The 14,989-nt window shown below is 69.0% G+C and carries 17 protein-coding genes; 13 read left to right on the top strand and 4 right to left on the bottom strand.

Annotated features, from left to right (window positions below; translation table 11 throughout):
• Positions 1 to 8 precede the first annotated feature (8 nt).
• The gene (locus J7520_RS09265) at positions 9 to 1,373 is read left to right on the top strand and encodes a replication-associated recombination protein A (RefSeq protein WP_291187121.1); all 1,365 of its coding nucleotides are present in this window, start codon (positions 9 to 11) and stop codon (positions 1,371 to 1,373) included.
• A 275-nt stretch (positions 1,374 to 1,648) separates the two neighbouring features.
• Here J7520_RS09265 and J7520_RS09260 read toward each other — a convergent pair whose 3' ends face one another.
• On the bottom strand, positions 1,649 to 2,299 hold the full coding sequence (locus J7520_RS09260; RefSeq protein ID WP_291187118.1) for a TetR/AcrR family transcriptional regulator: 651 nt from the start codon (positions 2,297 to 2,299) through the stop codon (positions 1,649 to 1,651).
• Between the two features lie 135 nt (positions 2,300 to 2,434).
• Here J7520_RS09260 and J7520_RS09255 point away from each other — a divergent pair, with 135 nt between their 5' ends.
• The 7 genes from J7520_RS09255 (at position 2,435) to serS (ending at position 8,735) form a co-directional block, all read left to right on the top strand.
• Entirely contained in the window at positions 2,435 to 3,706 is a 1,272-nt protein-coding gene (locus J7520_RS09255; RefSeq protein ID WP_291187115.1) for an MFS transporter, read from the top strand.
• A 178-nt stretch (positions 3,707 to 3,884) separates the two neighbouring features.
• Positions 3,885 to 5,066, top strand: coding sequence for an MFS transporter (locus J7520_RS09250; RefSeq protein ID WP_291187113.1), 1,182 nt, complete (start codon positions 3,885 to 3,887; stop codon positions 5,064 to 5,066).
• Positions 5,067 to 5,229: 163 nt separating this feature from the next.
• Positions 5,230 to 5,865 (top strand): TetR/AcrR family transcriptional regulator, encoded by a 636-nt coding sequence (locus J7520_RS09245; RefSeq protein ID WP_291187110.1) that lies wholly within the window; start codon positions 5,230 to 5,232, stop codon positions 5,863 to 5,865.
• Complete coding sequence (locus tag J7520_RS09240) at positions 5,862 to 6,398, top strand: DUF6151 family protein (protein ID WP_291187107.1); 537 nt, start codon at positions 5,862 to 5,864, stop codon at positions 6,396 to 6,398. The genes J7520_RS09245 and J7520_RS09240 overlap by 4 nt, the downstream gene beginning before the upstream one ends.
• A complete protein-coding gene (locus J7520_RS09235) occupies positions 6,391 to 6,693 on the top strand; it encodes a hypothetical protein (protein ID WP_291187104.1) in 303 nt (100 codons plus the stop codon). The genes J7520_RS09240 and J7520_RS09235 overlap by 8 nt, the downstream gene beginning before the upstream one ends.
• 109 nt (positions 6,694 to 6,802) lie before the next feature.
• Positions 6,803 to 7,360 carry a hypothetical protein gene (locus J7520_RS09230; protein ID WP_291187101.1) on the top strand — a complete coding sequence of 186 codons (558 nt, stop codon included), beginning with the start codon at positions 6,803 to 6,805 and terminating at the stop codon, positions 7,358 to 7,360.
• A 97-nt stretch (positions 7,361 to 7,457) separates the two neighbouring features.
• Positions 7,458 to 8,735 (top strand): serine--tRNA ligase, encoded by a 1,278-nt coding sequence (serS, locus tag J7520_RS09225; protein ID WP_291187098.1) that lies wholly within the window; start codon positions 7,458 to 7,460, stop codon positions 8,733 to 8,735.
• Positions 8,736 to 8,799: 64 nt separating this feature from the next.
• Here serS and J7520_RS09220 read toward each other — a convergent pair whose 3' ends face one another.
• Both J7520_RS09220 and J7520_RS09215 read right to left on the bottom strand, forming a co-directional pair.
• Positions 8,800 to 9,882 (bottom strand): phospholipase A, encoded by a 1,083-nt coding sequence (locus J7520_RS09220; RefSeq protein WP_291187095.1) that lies wholly within the window; start codon positions 9,880 to 9,882, stop codon positions 8,800 to 8,802.
• A 70-nt stretch (positions 9,883 to 9,952) separates the two neighbouring features.
• The gene (locus J7520_RS09215; RefSeq protein WP_291187093.1) at positions 9,953 to 10,258 is read right to left on the bottom strand and encodes a hypothetical protein; all 306 of its coding nucleotides are present in this window, start codon (positions 10,256 to 10,258) and stop codon (positions 9,953 to 9,955) included.
• A 232-nt stretch (positions 10,259 to 10,490) separates the two neighbouring features.
• On the opposite strand from J7520_RS09215, the gene J7520_RS09210 reads away from it, so the two are divergent.
• The 3 genes from J7520_RS09210 (at position 10,491) to J7520_RS09200 (ending at position 12,640) form a co-directional block, all read left to right on the top strand.
• Positions 10,491 to 10,928, top strand: coding sequence for a DUF2127 domain-containing protein (locus tag J7520_RS09210; RefSeq protein ID WP_291187090.1), 438 nt, complete (start codon positions 10,491 to 10,493; stop codon positions 10,926 to 10,928).
• Complete coding sequence (locus tag J7520_RS09205; protein WP_291187088.1) at positions 10,925 to 12,046, top strand: DUF4124 domain-containing protein; 1,122 nt, start codon at positions 10,925 to 10,927, stop codon at positions 12,044 to 12,046. The genes J7520_RS09210 and J7520_RS09205 overlap by 4 nt, the downstream gene beginning before the upstream one ends.
• A gap of 384 nt (positions 12,047 to 12,430) precedes the next feature.
• Positions 12,431 to 12,640 (top strand): cold-shock protein, encoded by a 210-nt coding sequence (locus J7520_RS09200; protein WP_291187085.1) that lies wholly within the window; start codon positions 12,431 to 12,433, stop codon positions 12,638 to 12,640.
• A 121-nt stretch (positions 12,641 to 12,761) separates the two neighbouring features.
• Here J7520_RS09200 and J7520_RS09195 read toward each other — a convergent pair whose 3' ends face one another.
• Positions 12,762 to 13,769 (bottom strand): MBL fold metallo-hydrolase, encoded by a 1,008-nt coding sequence (locus J7520_RS09195; protein WP_291187082.1) that lies wholly within the window; start codon positions 13,767 to 13,769, stop codon positions 12,762 to 12,764.
• A 28-nt stretch (positions 13,770 to 13,797) separates the two neighbouring features.
• Here J7520_RS09195 and J7520_RS09190 point away from each other — a divergent pair, with 28 nt between their 5' ends.
• Positions 13,798 to 14,673: a pirin family protein gene (locus J7520_RS09190; protein WP_291187079.1), complete on the top strand. Its 876-nt coding sequence runs from the start codon at positions 13,798 to 13,800 to the stop codon at positions 14,671 to 14,673.
• Between the two features lie 3 nt (positions 14,674 to 14,676).
• A complete protein-coding gene (locus J7520_RS09185; RefSeq protein ID WP_291187076.1) occupies positions 14,677 to 14,979 on the top strand; it encodes a DUF962 domain-containing protein in 303 nt (100 codons plus the stop codon).
• Positions 14,980 to 14,989 lie beyond the last annotated feature (10 nt).

Raw genomic sequence — 14,989 nt, 5'->3', positions numbered from 1 at the left:
ATCGCGGCATGTCCCGCCGTAAATCCCCGACCGCCAGCAGCGGTCTGTTCGCCGAACCCGAAGGTCTGAAGCCGCTCGCCGAGCGCATGCGGCCGCGCTCGCTCGACGAGATCGTCGGCCAGACGCGCCTGCTCGGGCCGGACACGCCGCTGCGCCGCGCGATCGAGGCCGGCCACGTGCATTCGATGATCCTGTGGGGGCCGCCCGGCTGCGGCAAGACCACATTGGCGCTGCTGCTCGCGCGCTACGCCGACGCCGAGTTCCGCGCCATCTCGGCGGTGCTCTCCGGCCTGCCGGACGTGCGCGCCGCGCTGGCCGAGGCCGAGGTGCGCTATGCGCAGGGCGTGCGTACCCTGTTGTTCGTCGACGAGGTGCATCGCTTCAACAAGGTGCAGCAGGACGCGTTCCTGCCGCACATCGAGCGCGGCGTGATCGTGTTCGTCGGCGCGACCACCGAGAACCCGTCGTTCGAACTCAACTCCGCGCTGCTGTCGCGCTGCCGCGTGCACGTGCTCGAAGCGGTGCCGGCGGAGGCGATCCTGGCTGCGCTGAAGCGCGCGCTGGCCGACACCGAACACGGCCTCGGCGCGAGCAGGATCCGCATCGACGACGCGGCGCTGGCGACGATGGCGCAGGCGGCCGACGGCGACGTAAGGCGCGCGCTGACCTTCCTCGAGATCGCCGCCGAACTCGGCCGGGACGGCGTCGTCGACGAGGCGACCCTGGCGCAGGTGCTGGCCGATCGCACGCGCCGCTTCGACAAGGGCGGCGAGCAGTTCTACGACCAGATCTCGGCGCTGCACAAATCCGTGCGCTCGTCCGACCCGGACGCCGCGCTGTACTGGTTGACGCGCATGCTCGACGGCGGCTGCGATCCGCTCTATCTCGCGCGGCGCCTGGCGCGCATGGCGGTCGAGGACATCGGCCTGGCCGATCCGCGCGCGTGGCGCATGGCACTGGATGCCTGGGACACCTACGACCGCCTCGGCAGTCCCGAAGGCGAACTCGGCCTCGCGGAGCTGGCGATCTATCTCGCCGTCGCACCGAAGAGCAACGCGGCCTACATGGCGTTCAACCAGGTCAAGAGCTTCGTGCGCGAGACCGGCACGCTGGAGGTGCCGCTGCACCTGCGCAACGCGCCGACCAAGCTGATGAAGGGCCTCGGCTACGGCCAGGGCTACCAGTACGACCACGATGCCGAAGGCGGCATCGCGCTCGACCAGCAGCTCCTACCGGACGCACTCGCCGACGCCAGCTTCTACACGCCGACCGAGCGTGGCCTGGAAGGCAAGTTCCGCGACAAGCTCGAAGCGTTGCGGGTGGCGCGGAGGGAAGCGCGGAAGAGAAAGCCGGACGCGGATAAGAGCCGATAGAGCGAATTCCGGTTTTCCTGATTTGCGTCGAAGCGGAAGGCTGGACGCGGATTGGGCGGATCAGGACGGATAGAGCAATTCTTTTTTTGCTGATCCGCCTTTATCCGCGTCGATTCGCGTCAGAAGTTTTCTTCCGCACCCCGGCGGGTGGGACGCTCGCATCGACCAGGCGCTGCGCGTTTCGACCAGCGGCGGCTCGGTCGAAGCAAAAAGCTGAACGCGGATTGGGCGGATCGGAACGGATAGAGCAATTCTGTTTTTTTGCTGATTCGCCTTTATCCGCGTCGATCCGCGTCAGAAGTTTTCTTCCGCACCCTGGCAGGAGAGACGCTCGCGTCGATCAGACGCTGCGCGTTCTCGACCAGCGAGCGCACCGGGCCGCCCTTGCCGAACAGCTGGCCGCTCGCATACGCGCCTTCGAGCAGCAGCAGCAAGCCGTCGCCGAGCGCTTGCGCGTCGGCCGCGCCCATGTCCTTCGCCATCGCCGCCAGGCGGCTGCGCAGCGCGCGCTTGTTCGCCTCGGCGACCTTGCGCGCGGGGTGTTCGGCCTGCGGATATTCGACCGCCGCATTGGTCAGGCCGCAGCCGCGATAGCCGCCTTTCGAGGCGCGCTGCGCGAGTCCCTCGAAATAGGCGAGCAGGTGCGCGCGTGGATCGTGCTCGTGTCCCTTCGCGGCGGCGTCGAAGCGCTCCCAGAACGCCGCTTCGTAGTCGCGCAGATACGCCGCGGCGAGTTCGTCCTTCGAGGCGAAGCTGCGATACAGGCTCGGCTTGGTCACGCCGGCGCGGGTGACGATCTCGTCGACGCCGATCGCGCGGATGCCTTCGCGATAGAACATGTCGTCGGCGACCGCGCGGATGCGATCGATCGCGCGCGGCGGCGTGGCGGAGGAGGCGGATCTGGACGGTGTCTTGCGGCTGCTCACGATGGTTTCCCGGAAAGGGTCCGCGGATGCGCGTACGTGCCGTGTGCCGTCCTCGGCGAGATTCGCGTACCCGCTTGACTGTGATACGTACCGGTCAGTAACATCAATGGCGCCAACTACGTACCGGTACGTAACATGATAGCTCTCGCGAGAAGGCTCGGCCAGAACTACGCCTACGTCGTGGCCGGCGTGATCTTCGTCGCCCTGCTCGCCTCGGCGGGGCTGCGTTCGGCGCCGGGCGTGATGATCGTGCCGCTGGAACGCGCGTTCGGCTGGAGCCGCGACGTGATCTCGCTGTCGGCGGCGGTCGGCATCTTCCTGTACGGCCTCGCCGGTCCTTTCGCGGCGGCCTTGATGCAGCGCTTCGGCATCCGCCGCGTGCTGGTCACGGCGCTGGTGCTGATGGCGGCGTCGACCGCCGCGAGCGCGCTGATGACGCGGCCGCTGCATCTGATCCTGACCTGGGGCGTGCTGTCCGGCCTCGGCTCCGGCTGCGTCGCGATGGTGCTCGGTGCGATGGTGGTGAACCGCTGGTTCGTCGCGCGCCGCGGCCTGGTCATGGGCCTGCTCACCGCGAGCACGGCCACCGGCACCTTGATCTTCATGCCGATGCTGGCGGCGCTGGCCGAATCCGGTGGATGGAGGCCGGTGGTACTCGTCGTCGCCGCCGCCAGCGCGGCGCTGATTCCGCTCGCGCTGTGGCTGCTGCCGGAGCGTCCCGCCGACGTCGGCCTGAAGCCGTACGGCGCCGCCGCCGACGCGACGGTGCGGCCGGAGCCCGCTGCGGACGGCCTGCTGCAGGCGGCCTTCGGCACGCTCGCGCGCGCGACGAAGCGGCGCGACTTCTGGTTCCTGATCGGCACGTTCTTCATCTGCGGCTTCACCACCAACGGCCTGGTCGGCACGCATTTCATCGCGCTGTGCAGCGATCGCGGCCTGGCCGAGGTGCAGGCCGCGGGCTTGCTCGCGGCGATGGGCGCGTTCGACCTGATCGGCACGACGCTGTCCGGCTGGCTGACCGATCGCTACGACCCGCGCAAGCTGCTCTTCATGTACTACGGCCTGCGCGGGCTGTCGCTGATGTTCCTGCCGTTTTCGGATTTCTCGTTCTACAGCCTGGGCGTGTTCACCGTGTTCTACGGACTGGACTGGATCGCCACCGTGCCGCCGACGCTGAAGCTCGCCAACGAATCGTTCGGCGAACACGAGGCGCCGATCGTGTTCGGCTGGATCGTCGCCGGCCACCAGCTCGGCGCGGCCGCGGCGGCGTTCTTCGCCGGCGCGATGCGCACGGTGCAGGGCGACTACTTCTACGCCTTCCTCATCGCCGGCGGCACCGGGCTGGTCGCAGCCGTGCTCGCCTTGCAGGTTCGCGGGACGCGGCACCCGCGACTTGCCGTCGCTTGACGGCAATTGGAAAGAATTTTTCTCGCAGAGACGCAGGGGACGCAGAGAGCGAAGCAGAAACTCCCTTGTCTTTCTCTGCGTCTCCGCGAGAAACGCTTCTTCTTCACGGCCCCGACCGACGCCATAATGCGGCATTCCACGCAAGGTGCTGCCGCATGTCCGATCGAGGCGAAGTCCGGTGATCCGCGACGTGCGTTCGCTGCCGCGCACGGTCTGGCTGCTGGCCGCGATCAGCCTCGTCAACGACGCCGCCAGCGACATGATCTATCCGCTGGTGCCGCTGTATCTGGCTTCCGTGCTGATGGTCGGGCCGAAGGCCTTGGGCGTGATCGAGGGCATCGCCGAGGCTGCGTCGAGCCTGCTCAAGCTGTTCGCAGGCGTGCTCGCCGATCGCAGCGGCCGCGCGCGTGCGTGGGTCATCGCCGGCTACGGCCTCGCCGGTTTCGCACGACCCTTGATCGGGCTCGCGACGAGCTGGTTCGGCGTGCTCGCCTGCCGCGTCGCCGACCGCATCGGCAAAGGGCTGCGTTCGGCGCCGCGTGACGCGTTGATCAGCCTCAGCGTCGAGCCGCAGCGGCGCGGCCTCGCATTCGGCTTCCATCGCTCGATGGACAATTTCGGCGCGGTGATCGGTCCGCTCGCCGCGGCGGGTCTGCTCGCGGCCGGTCTCGATTTGCGCACCGTGTTCCTGCTGTCGATCGTGCCGGCACTGCTCGTGCTGGTGCTCGCGCTGAAGGTGCCGGAGCCCGAGCGCGCGCCGTTGCCGTCGAAGGCGCCGATACGCTGGACCCTGGCCGGCATGCCGCCGGCGTTCCGGCGCTACCTGTTCGCGCTCGGTCTGTTCACGCTCGGCAATTCCTCCAACATGTTCCTGTTGTTGCGCGCGAACGAACTCGGCGCCGACGCGACGCGTACGACGCTGATGTGGGCGTTGTTCTCGTTCGTCGCGGCGCTGCTGTCGACGCCGCTGTCGGCGTTGTCGGACCGCTACGGCCGCGCCGACACGCTGGCACTGGCCTGGTTCGCCTACGCGATCGCCTATTTCGCGATCGGCCGCCTGCCGAGCGCGGACTGGGCGCTGTGGCTCGCCTTCGCCGGCTACGGCGTCGTCACGGCGGCGCTGGAAGGTACCGAGAAGGCGCTGGTCGCCGATCTGGTGCCGCGCGAGCTGAGCGGCACCGCGTTCGGCTGGTACAACCTGGTCGCCGGAATCCTGCTGCTGCCGGCGTCGCTGCTGTTCGGCTGGCTGTGGTCGATGCTGTCGCCGGGCGCGGCGTTCGCGTTCGGCTCCGCCTGCGCTCTGCTGGCGGCCGTGCTGCTGAAGACCTGGGTGCTGCGCGCGGATCCGGTTCGAACGTAGACGACCGCCGCGATCGGTTCGGCCGGCTCGCGTTCTCCGCGTCGACGACCCGTTCGCTGCTGCCGGCGCATCGGTTTGACCCTCCACGGCTGCGCGCTTCGAAAAAGCGCAGCGCTCGCCCCGAGGCGGTTGACACATACCGACCGTATGGTATTTTTCCGGCATGCCAAGACCGACCCGACAATCCCCCGAACGCGGCAATGCGCGTATCCGCCTGCTGGAAGCCGCGCGCGATCTCGTCCGCGCGCAGGGCTTCGCCGCCACCACGGTCGACGATCTGTGCCGCGCGGCCGGCGTCACCAAGGGCGCGTTCTTCCATCATTTCGAGAGCAAGGACGCCCTCGGCGTCGCCGCCGCCGAGTTCTGGGCCGAGACGACGACGCGCTTCTTCGAGGCCGCGCCGTATCACGATTCGCCCGATGCCTTGCAGCGCGTGCTCGACTACGTCGCGTTCCGCAAGGCGATCATCGTCGGCGAACCGGCCGAGTTCACCTGTCTGGCCGGCACGCTGGCGCAGGAGGTCCACGCCAGCGCGCCCGCCATCCGCGATGCCTGCGGCCGCAGCCTCTTCGGCCACACGGCCACGCTGGAAGCGGACATCGACACCGCGCGGCGCGAGCGCGGCATCACCGGCGACTGGACCGCCGCGAGCCTCGCGCGGCACACGCAGGCGGTCCTGCAAGGCGGCTTCGTCCTGGCCAAGGCCGGCAACGATTCCGGACTCGCGCGCGAAAGCCTCGATCACCTGGACCGATACATCCGGCACCTGTTCCACATCGCACAGGACGCGCCGACATGAACACGACCACGACTCTCGGATGCGCCTGCGGCACGACGCGCATCGAGGTGCAGGGAGCGCCGATCCTGGTCTCCGAATGCGTGTGCGACAGCTGCCGCGCAGCGGCAGAACGGCTCGCCGAACTTCCCGGCGCGCGCAGCGTCCTCACCGCCTGCGGCGCGACGCCTTGCGCGGAATACCGCAAGGATCGCGTCCGCATCGTGTCCGGCGCGGAGCACCTGCACGAATTCCGGCTCTCCGCCGCGGCGGGTTCGCGCCGCGTCGTCGCGACGTGCTGCAACACGCCGGTCTTCCTCGAGCTGAAGGGCGCGCACTGGCTCAGCCTCTATCTGCACCTGTGGCCACCGGCGACGCGACCGGCACCGCAGTTGCGGACGATGGTCGGCGACCTGCCCGATGCGTCCGCGTTGCCGGACGACATCCCCAATCTGAAAAGCCACACCGTGTCGTTCTACGCGAAGCTGTTCGCGGCGTGGGTCGCGATGGGATTTCGCAATCCGAAGATCGAGGTGGCGGGGAAGATCGATGCCTGACGACAAGATCGAGATCGAGAACGTCAACACGCCCGGGCGGACCGAGCGCGTCGACCGCCCCAAATACCAGGCGATGCGCCAGGCGCTGCTGCGCATACTGCCGACGCGCGCGCCGGGGCTGACGGTCGCCGACGCGAAACAGGCGCTGTTGCCGCTGCTGCCGGACGAACTCTTCCCTCAAGGCAAGACCGCCGGGTGGTGGTTGAAGGCGGTCCAGCTCGACCTGGAGGCGAAGGGCATCGTCCGGCGCGCGGCCGTCAAGCCGGTGCATCTGTACCGGAGCGGGCCGGGCTGAACCCGGCTGGGGGCTCGTCGATCGAGCGCACGCGACGTGCTGCTACGCGGCGTGCAGCCCGCACGGTGCCGGCGTAGCGTGCGCCGACGTCTGACCGGGGAGGTGTTCCATGCGCATCGTCGTCGCGGCGTTGCTCGCCGCCGTCGTGTTGTTCGTCTGGCAATTCGTGTCGCACATGCTGCTGCCGATCGGCGAAATGGGCTTTCGCGCGCCGCAGAACGAGGACGCCGTGCTGTCGGTGGTGAGCAGCGGACTCGGCCAGCCCGGCATCTACCATCTACCGCACATCGACAGCGCGAAGATGGGCGACGAGGCAGCGACCAAGGCCTGGGCCGACAAGGCCAAGGCGAATCCGTACGCGTTCGTCGTGGTCGCGCCGCCGATCCAGGACGCCGGCAGCATGGGCAGGGAACTCGGCACGCAATTCGTGACCAACTTCCTCGCCGCGCTGATCGCCGCCTGCCTGCTGGCCGCGACCGCCTGGAGCTTCGGCCGGCGCGCGCTCGGCGCCGGCGCGATCGGCGTGTTCGGCTGGCTGGCCAATCTGGTGCCGCAATGGACCTGGTACCGCTTTCCGGGCGAGTTCGTGTTCGCCGGCTTGATCGACCAGGGCATCGGCTGGCTGCTCGCCGGCGTCGCGATGGCGTGGTGGCTCGGGCGTCGCTAGCGTCGCACACGCAGGCGGGGAGTGAGGAAGGGCGCGGCGGAGTGCGTGCGGCAACCCACGTATAATTCGCGCCCTTCTTCGTTTTCGGGAACGCCTCATGCTGGATCCGGCCCTGCTGCGCAGCCATCTCGACACCGTCGCCGAACGCCTCGCCACGCGCGGGTTCGCGCTCGACCGGTCCGCGATCGAGTCGCTGGAAGCGCGGCGCAAGCAGGCGCAGACCGAGACGCAGGAGCTGCAGAACCTGCGCAACACGCGCTCGAAGGCGATCGGCCAGGCCAAGGCCAAGGGCGAGGACGTCGCCGCGCTGATGGCCGAGGTCGCCGGCATCGGCGACCAGCTCAAGGCCAACGAGCACACGCTCGCCGAGGTGCAGGCGCAGCTCGCCGCCGTGTCGCTCGGCCTGCCGAATCTGCCGCACGAGTCCGTGCCGCCGGGCAAGGACGAAACCGACAACGCCGAACAGCATCGCTGGGGCACGCCGCGCGCGTTCGACTTCGCGGTGAAGGATCACGTCGAACTCGGCGCGCACAAGGGCTGGCTCGACGGCGACGCCGGCGCCAAGCTGTCCGGCGCGCGCTTCACCGTATTGCGCGGCGAGCTGGCGCGGCTGCATCGCGCGCTGGCGCAGTTCATGCTCGACCTGCACGCGGGCGAGCACGGCTATCTGGAATGCAACGTGCCGCTGCTGGTGCACGCGGATGCGATGCAGGGTACCGGCCAGCTGCCGAAGTTCGAGGAGGATCTGTTCTCGACCGCCGTCGGCGACACCAAGCGGTATCTGATCCCGACCGCCGAAGTCTCGCTGACCAACCTCGTGCGCGAGGAGATCGTCGAGGCCGATACGCTGCCGCAGCGCCTGACCGCGCATTCGCCGTGCTTCCGCGCCGAGGCCGGCTCGCATGGCCGCGACACGCGCGGCTACATCCGCCAGCACCAGTTCGAGAAGGTCGAGCTGGTCTCGATCACCCGACCGGCCGACAGCTGGGACGAGCACGAGCGCATGACGCGCTGCGCCGAGGTCGTGCTGGAAAAGCTCGGGCTGCCGTACCGCCGCATGCTGCTGTGCACCGGCGACATGGGCTTCGCCGCGGCCAAGACCTACGACCTGGAAGTCTGGCTGCCGTCGCAGGACACCTTCCGCGAGATCTCCTCGTGCTCGAACTGCACGGATTTCCAGGCGCGCCGCATGCAGGCGCGCTGGCGCAATCCGGAAACGGGCAAGCCCGAGCTGGTGCACACCTTGAACGGCTCCGGCGTGGCGGTCGGCCGCGCGCTGATCGCGGTGATGGAGAACTACCAGAACGCGGACGGCTCGATCACGGTGCCGGACGTCCTGCGTCCTTACTTCGGCGGCGTCGAGCGGATCGTCTGAGGTCCGCGGAAGTCGGCGTACGGACGCTTCGGCACGGCTCGGAGCGTCCGCGTCCCGGCGGACTTCAATACCACTCGATCAACGACACGCCGAGGCCGAAGTACCAGGCGCGGTGGTTGTAGTCGATCAGGCTCTGGCCGTAGCCGTCGAAGAGTTGCAAGTGGCCGCGCAGTTCGCCGGAGATCGGGAATGCCCAGTCGAACTGCAGCGCGCCGCGCGAGCGGTCGCCGCCGCGCAGCGTGTGGCGCGCCATCAGCGCGAACTCGTGGCCGTTCCATTGATGCACCAGCTGCAGGTCGCCGCGGCCGACGTAGTCGCTGATGTCCGGGTTGTCGTCGTCGGTGTCGTGCACACGCCACCACGGACGCAGCATCAGCGTCCAGCCGTCGCGCTCGAAACCCAGGTTCAGCATGACGCGGTTCCAGCTGCGCGACAGCGGCTGGCTCTGGCCGTTGGACTGGTGGTTGACGGTAACGCCCAGCAGGCGACCGTTCCAGCCGAACAGCTCGTAGCCGGTGCGGAACGCCAGCGTCACTTCCGGCTCGTAGTTGGTCTCGCTGAACGGGCGCGATTCGGCGTCGTTGTAGATCTGCCAATGCGAGACTTGCGTGTAGCCGGTCCACAGATCGCCGTTGTCGCCGAAGAGGTTCTCCCACAGCTTGGTTTTCAGGCTCAGCTGGTACACGGCCTCGATCGACTGCAGATTGCGCGACTCGGTCGTCTGCCGGCCCGCCGCGGGCGAGGCCGGCCGCTGATTGGTGTCGCTGGTGTAGAACACCGGCAGCAGATAGACCGGCTTGTAGGCGCGGATGTGGAACGGGCCCTTCTTGCTCGCCTCGTCCAGTTCCCAGCGGCTGTCGAGCAGGGAACCGACCAGCGGATGTTCCTCCGGTCCTTCCGAGTCGTGCTCGTGCGGGAACACTTCGTTGCGCACGGTCGTGGTCTCGCGCGCCGGCGGCGGCGCGGCCGGCGTGCGTTTCATCGCGGCGTCGTAGCAGCGCAGGCGGATCGCGTCGTCGGCGAGGTCGACGCAGCGCGCGGCGTCCTGCGCCTGTGCGCCCGTCGCCGTCTGGGCCAGGGTCGTCGACGACAGCAACGCCGCCAGCGCGGCGGTCCAGGCCGCTGTTCGTCCGTGAGTGATGTGCATCCTTACCTCTGCGGCTCAGGCACGAGCCGCAGAGGTTGGCACAGACGCGCAGCCGAGTGAAACGCTTCGTTCAGCGGGCGCGCGCCCAGCGGTCGTACTCGGCTTTCGAGATGCGGCCGTCGCGGTTGCTGTCGGCGTAGATGAAATCGTTCGCCAGGGGTGGATAGGCGGCGGCTTCGGCGCTGCTGATGTAGTCGGTGCCGTCGCGGGCGAGCTGGGCGAAGGCGGGCGGCGGGCCGAAGTCGTGGCGTTCGGGCTGGCCGGTGTGCACCACCAGCTCGCCTTCCGGCGTTCGGTAGGTGGTCGTACTGGCGTCCGTGTTCGTTTGCGCGAACGCGGCGACGCACGACAGCAGCAGCGGGATCGGGACGAGCATGCGCGGATTCATGGGTTCACCTGTGCGGATCGGTTGCGGTGCCGACGGGGCCGGCCGGGCGCTGCGCGATCCGCCGCGACCGTGCCGGGAATCCTCGTCGGACCGATCCTAAGCCGCCCAAGCTGAAGCGTTGCGCAGCGGCGATCGTCGCGGCGTTGTATCGTTTGCGGACGGTCAGCGAGGTGAATTCGTGCAGACTGCTTCTCCGACTGCCATCCGGCGCCCGCACCGGATGCTGGCCTTGATCGCGGCGTTCAAACTGTTCAAGGCCGTGGCCTGCGCGGTGCTCGCGCTGGCCGCGTTCCGTTTTCTGCAGCCGGACTTCGCCGCGGCGATCGAGCACTGGCTCGAATCGCTGCGCTGGCTGACGCGCTACGGCATCGCCGCGCGGATGGTCGACCATCTGCTCGGGCTGGATGCGCGCCAGTTCCTGCTGCTCGGCCTGGTCGCCTCCGCGTACTCCTTGCTCTACGTCGTCCAGGGGATCGGCCTCTGGCGCGGACGGCGCTGGGCGGAATACCTGGTGGTGGTCGAAAGCGGCCTCCTGCTGCCGGTAGAGGTCTGGGAGCTGGCGCAGCGCTTCACCGTGTTCAAGCTCGGCATCCTGCTGGTGAATCTCGCCATCGTGGCGTATCTGCTGCGCCTGTTGCGCGCGCCGAGGACGCCGTGACGCGGAGGGCGCTTCCGTCGTCGATCCTGCTGCTCGCGCTGGTCGGCTGCGGGCGCGAGGCGCCGCCGCCGACCGGCGTGACCGCGGTGGCGCCGGCTGCACGGACGGCCTCGACGCCGCCGCCGGCGCCGGCACCGGCACCGGAACTCGTGCCGACGCCGCCCCCGCCGGCTCCGCGTGCGATCGAGGCACCGCCGCCGCTCGGCGCGGCGTGTCTGGCGAACTCGGCGCCGAACGCCGCCGCCAGCGCGCGCGCCGTGCATCGCTGGGTCGATGCGGCCGGCATCACGCACTATTCCGACCAGGCGCCGCCGCGCGACGCGCGCGAGCATCGCGTGATCGACCTGCGCGCGCCGCCGCCGATCAGCGTGCAAGCCTCCGGCTACGACGCGAACCTGCCCGACGAGCTGCAACGCCGCGCGGCCGCCGACGCGCTCGGCGTGCAGCGCGTGCTGCACGATGCGCTGGGCGTGGTGTCGCCGCCGGGCATCGCGCTGCGCGTGGTGTTCGTCGGCGACGGCGAAGCCTACGGCCGGCTGATCGGCAATCCCGCGCTGTCGGCTTCGGCCGGCGCCTATTCGACCGCGCAACGCACGATCTTCGTGCGCCGCCAGCCGCAGGACGAGGCCAGCTTCGCCGTCCTGCGCCACGAGATCACCCATGCGCTGGTGCACGAGTCGATCGGCAGCCTGCCGACACCGGTCAACGAAGGGCTGGCGGAATACTTCGGGCGGTATCGCGCGGCCGGGCTGGGCGGCCAGATCGACGTCGGCGCCGGCCGCCCCGCGATCGTCGCGGCTGCGCCGGACGGGGACGGCAGCGACGCCCTGGTCGACCTGCTCGCGCGCGACGGAGAGGTCTTCTACGCGATGGACGCCGATGCGACGGCGCGCGAGCGCCGCTACCTGCGCGCGTACGCGCTGGTCGCGGTGCTGATGCGCGACGCGCCGGGCCGCGCGGCGCTGGCCGACGTGCTGGCGCGGCAGCGCGCCGATCCGTGCCGCGCGGTCGCGGCCGAACGCATCCTCGACGAACGCTATCCCGGCGGCTTGTCCGCCTTGGCGGGGGCCTGGTCCGGATTCATGCGCGATCCGCCGGGCGATATTCGCGCCTATTAATCGCGCTTCGGTTGAAAAAGCCGGTCTCTCGCAGAGACGCGGAGAACGCAGAGGAAAAATCCAGAAATTCCTTCTCTGCGTTCTCCGCGTCTCTGCGAGAGAACCGCTTCTCGGTGCCGCCGTCGATAGGCACGCCTTTAATCGACAGCCCGCCGAATCGGATTTTTGTGCACTGCAATTAGACCGAAAGCCGGTCTCTACCTTCAAAACCACGACTCGGGTAGACTCGAAACGCTGTGTTTGCACGGTCGCTCGTGATTACTGACCCGATGCAGCGTCGATCGACGATCCGCTTCATCGCTTCACCGTAAGCCTGCATGCCCAGTGGTCGACATACCCTGAATGGGGATGGTGTTTCCAGTCTGGTAAATCAGTGGAGAGTTTATGTCGGATCGTCAGGTGGGTACCGTCAAGTGGTTCAACGAGAGCAAGGGATTCGGTTTCATCAGCCGTGACAATGGCCCGGATGTGTTCGTGCATTTCCGCGCAATCAGCGGCAGCGGATTCCGCACCTTGCAGGAAGGCCAGAAAGTGTCGTTCCGCGTCGTGCAGGGCCAGAAGGGCCTGCAAGCCGAGGACGTGACTCCGGCCTGATCGGAACCAAGGAAATTCGAAAGGCCGCGGCGCTCGCCGCGGCCTTTTTTTGTGCTCGGTCACGAATGCGGCAATCGACCGGGTTCGTCCGCGTCGCGCCGGTGGCGACGCTGGACACCTTTCATCCCGGTCCGTTCCTGGAAGCGTTCTTCTCGCGCTCGACCCAGATCAGCATGCCTTTCGCATTGAGTTCGGCGTCGATCGCCAGCAGGCGCCGTGTTTCGTCTTCCGTCACCGGTGCGCCGAGGCGGCGGACCTCGGCGTGGAACAGCTGCTGCAACGCCTCGGTCAGCGCCGGAACCGCATCGTCGCGGCCGGCGTAGCGGTGTGCGAGGTCGACCTGCGCGTCGATCAGGCGCAGCAGCGTCCGCGCGCGCGCCTCGACGTCGTCGATGCGCGAGTAGTGGGTCAGCAGCATCGCGCGCGGCCGGCGCTCGAGCATGCGCGCGATGGTCGCCTTCATCGCGTCCGGCTCGAACTGCACCGGGCTGGTAGTCGGGAAGATCATCGGCTCGGAGCCGCCGTCGAAGTCGCGGTAGCTGATGCCGAAGCAGTCGCCGGTGAACCAGCTCGCGCTGGCCGCGTCGTACAGCGTCACGTGGTGGCGCGCATGGCCGGGGCTGTCGATGAAGTGCAGCACGCGGCCGTCGAGGTCGACGTCCTCGCCGTCGCCGAGCGCGCGGATGCGCTCGGCGGGAACCGGCACCAGCGCGCCGTAGCTGTCGGCGACGACGTCCGCGCCGTAGACCTGCTCGGCGCTGGCCTGCAGCACGGACGGATCGACCAGGTGCCGCACGCCGCGCGCATGCGCCAGCACCTGCGCGCGGGGCAGCTCGCGGGCGAGGGCGCCGATGCCGCCGGCATGGTCGAGGTGGACGTGGCTGGCGATCAGGTAGCGCACGTCGTCGCGCGCGATTCCGCGCGCCGCCAGCGTGTCGAGGATGCGCGGCACGCTGTAGTTGGTGCCGGCGTCGAAGATCGCCGCGGCGCCGTTCGATTCGATCAGGTAGCAGGCGCCGAAGCGCGGCCGCTCCAGGCCGATGTCGATGACGCTGATGCCGTCGCCGAGGTATTCGTGCTGCATGCCGGGCTCCGTGAGCGCGAACGCGTGCGCGGATGATGGCATCATGGCGGCCCTGATCGCACCCGGAAGCCGCATGTCCGCCGAAGACGCCCTGTTGATCGAACCGCGCCTGCACGACCTCGGCGACGGTTTCAACGTGCGCCGGCTGCTGCCGTTCCGCCTGCGTCGGCACGTCGGGCCGTTCGTGTTCTTCGACCACATGGGACCGGCCGCGCTGGCGCCGGGGCGCGGACTGGACGTGCGCCCGCATCCGCACATCGGCCTGGCCACCGTCACCTACCTGTACGAAGGCGCGATCGCGCATCGCGACAGCCTCGGCAGCGAGCAGGTGATCCGCCCGGGCGACGTGAACTGGATGACCGCCGGCCGCGGCATCGTGCATTCCGAGCGCACGCCGGCGCCTGAGCGCGCGGCCGGGCACCGCGTGCACGGCATCCAGACCTGGGTCGCGCTGCCGCGCGAGCACGAGGAGGTCGAGCCGGGTTTCTTCCACCATCCCGGCGCGACGCTGCCGCAGGCCGAGCGGGGCGGCGTGCGCCTGCGCGTGATCGCCGGCACCGCGTTCGGGATGGAATCGCCGGTGCGCGTGTACGCGCCGACGCTGTACGTCGACCTCGAGTTCCTGCGCGACGACACCTTCGTGCTGCCGCCCGAGCACGTCGAGCGCGCGGTCTACCTGGTCGAAGGCGAGGCGCAGGTCGGCGGCACGTCGCTGCCGGCCACGCACATGCAGGTGCTGGCGCCGGGCGGCGACGTCGAGATCGCCGCACGCGCCGGTTCGCGCGTGCTGCTGTGCGGCGGCGCGCCGCTCGACGGCGAGCGCACGATCTGGTGGAACTTCGTTTCCTCCAGCAAGGAACGCATCGAGCGCGCGAAAGCCGACTGGCTGGCGCAGCGCATCGGCCAGGTGCCGGGGGAGACGGAGTTCATTCCGTTGCCGGAGCATTGAGCCATGTCGGAATTTGCGCGCTTCCGCGACTTCTACCCGTTCTACCTCGGCGAGCACCGCAACCGCACCTGCCGCCGCCTGCATTTCATCGGCAGCTGCCTGGTGCTGGCGGTGATCGGCGTCGCCGTCGCCACGCGCGACGCGCGCTGGCTGCTGCTGGCGCCGCTCGCCGGCTACGGCTTCGCCTGGGTCGGCCACTACGTGTTCGAGAAGAACCGCCCGGCCACGTTCAAGCATCCGCTGTACAGCCTCGCCGGCGACTGGGTGATGTTCTGGGACGTGCTGCGCGGCCGCGTCTCGATCTGAACGTGCCGGG

This window comes from Dokdonella sp., assembly GCF_017744955.1.
Lineage (GTDB): Bacteria > Pseudomonadota > Gammaproteobacteria > Xanthomonadales > Rhodanobacteraceae > Dokdonella_A.
Note: the sequence above shows the minus strand (reverse complement) of the source record. Positions and strands in the feature narration are given on the sequence as shown.